Source organism: Terrisporobacter muris, from assembly GCF_024621905.1.
Taxonomy (GTDB): Bacteria; Bacillota; Clostridia; order Peptostreptococcales; family Peptostreptococcaceae; genus Terrisporobacter; species Terrisporobacter muris.
This window is the reverse complement of sequence record NZ_JANKBY010000441.1, coordinates 1-2,389: the sequence shown is the minus strand read 5'-3', so window position 1 is coordinate 2,389 and position 2,389 is coordinate 1. Positions and strand designations below refer to the sequence as shown.

The following is a 2,389-nucleotide window of genomic DNA, read 5'->3' as shown; positions in this document are numbered from 1 at the left end:
ATTATATAAATTTAAAGTGAGATAAACTAAAAGATATACAATTGCAATAAAAGATATCATATACTGCTTCTTTTTGCTTATTTTAGAAAAAATCTTATCAATAAGCATATAGTCACATGTATTAAAAATAATTAAAATAAAAGTAAAAATAACAATTGATATTGCAAACAAAACAGCAGCACCTGCAGACACAATAGCACCTCCTAAAAAACATATATTATATGAATACATTAACAAATATCCAAACAAATCGATTGATATTAGTTCCAGTATCAGATGTACATACAAAAGAAATATTTCGAACTAAGAAAGCATCAATATAAGATGCTTTTTTTAGTATTAAAAGATATGGATATGTTGGACAATTATGAGATAAGTTTAACACAATAAGTTGAAATTTTGGAAAAAAGTTACAAAAATGTCATAAAAGTTACGAAAAAGTTACAAAAAATATTTTTAAAATATGTAAATTATGCTATACTATGTAACATAAAGTAATTAATTCCAATAGGATGTATACTTTTGTATAAATTTATATTTTGGAGGAGAATAAAATTATGAGTATAAGTAAAAATTACATAATGGCAGGAATGCTAGCTTCAGCACTTGTTGTACCACTATCAGATGTAACAGATTCTCATGCATCTGAAATAAGAGTAACTACGGCTAGAGTTCATTTTAGAACTGGAGCTGGTACAAATTATAGTTCTATGGGTGTATTAGATGAGGGAACAAAAGTTACTTATCTATCATCAAGTGGAAACTGGACAAAAGTCCAATATAATTCTAAAACTGGCTATATATGCAGTGATTACCTTGAAAAAGAACAATCAACTTCAACAACAAGCACTATGTATGTAACACCAGATGTTGGACTAAACGTAAGAAAAGGTCCAGGTACAAGTTATTCAAAAATAACAAAATTATCAAAAGGAACAGCAGTAACTGTACATTCAACAAGTAATGGATGGAGTAAAATAACAGCAAATGGAGTAGAAGGATATGTTTCAAGTGAATACTTAAGCAGTAAAAAACCATCTAGTTCAAATGGATCAACTTCAACAACAAAAACTATGTATGTAACACCAGATGTTGGATTAAACGTAAGAAAAGGTCCAGGTACAAGTTATTCAAAAATAACAAAATTATCAAAAGGAACAGCAGTAACTGTACATTCAACAAGTAATGGATGGAGTAAAATAACAGCAAATGGAGTAGAAGGATATGTTTCAAGTGAATACTTAAGCAGTAAAAAACCATCTACTGGTTCATCAGATTCATCTAATTCATCTGGTTCAACTAGTTCATCAGTAAATGCAGTTTTAAACCTTGCAGCTAAGCAATTAGGGAAACCTTATGTTTGGGGAGCACAGGGACCAAGTTCATTTGACTGTTCAGGACTTACATACTATGTATATAAAAATGCAGCTGGCGTAACACTACCGAGAGTATCATCAGACCAAAGTCGATATGGTACTACTGTAAGTAAAAGTAACTTAAAAGCAGGAGACTTAGTATTCTTTGACACTAGTGGATCTAACAATGGCGCAGTATCACATGTTGGTATATATGTTGGAAATGGAGAGATGATTCACGCATCTTCATCAAAGGAGAAAATAGTACAAGTTAGTATAGAAACTTCTTACTGGAATAATGCATATGTAAGAGCAAAAAGAGTTTTATAATACTAACTATAAATTAGAAAGTGATTGATTATAAAGGACATATTAAATATGTATTGTACCCCAATTGTTGGACCAAGATTCTAACAGTTGGGGTACTTTTATGTAGATATAAAGAGCGTGATATGAAATTACAAGTTAGATAAAATGTAAATAAATATAATATATTTAAAATATTTATGATATTATTGAACTTGAAAAGGAATTAAACTGTTATTATAAAGCTGGAGCAACAAAAGTTTATCTTCTCCAAATAGGATAGTAGTAGGTTCAGCAGGGGTTAAATATGTTCCTAATAAAAATGTTGAGGTTTGCTATGGATTAAGTGAAAAGTCTGAGCGTAATGTATATATGACAGAAGCTGTTAAATCAATGTGTGAATGGGCATTAAAGTAAAATAGTGTTATAAGTATAATTGCTGAAGCTGATTTAGAATACTTCTACATGCCCCAAAATAGGACAATACGAGAAAAAATACTTATTGATTTGGAAATTATTAACTTAGATATTTTAGATGAGGGGTTTTATGAATATCAAGATGATTTAGAAGTGATGGTAAAGAACTATATTGTAGAACATAAAGATATCCTTATAAATCTGTCATTGAAGACTATTCCAAGGATGATTTAAAAATGGTATTAGAAATGTTAAAAAAAGTAGGTTTAGATGATTATAGTTATAGAAGTTTTTCTAACTTGTCAGGAGGA

General features: G+C 29.4%; 2 protein-coding genes. One reads left to right on the top strand and one right to left on the bottom strand.

From position 1 onward, the window contains the following. Positions 1-192: hypothetical protein (locus tag NSA58_RS18940; protein ID WP_257560848.1), on the bottom strand; the 192-nt coding region annotated here is incomplete at its 3' end. 365 nt (positions 193-557) lie between these two features. Here NSA58_RS18940 and NSA58_RS18935 point away from each other — a divergent pair. Then, complete coding sequence (locus NSA58_RS18935) at positions 558-1,685, top strand: C40 family peptidase (protein WP_257560846.1); 1,128 nt, start codon at positions 558-560, stop codon at positions 1,683-1,685. Positions 1,686-2,389 lie beyond the last annotated feature (704 nt).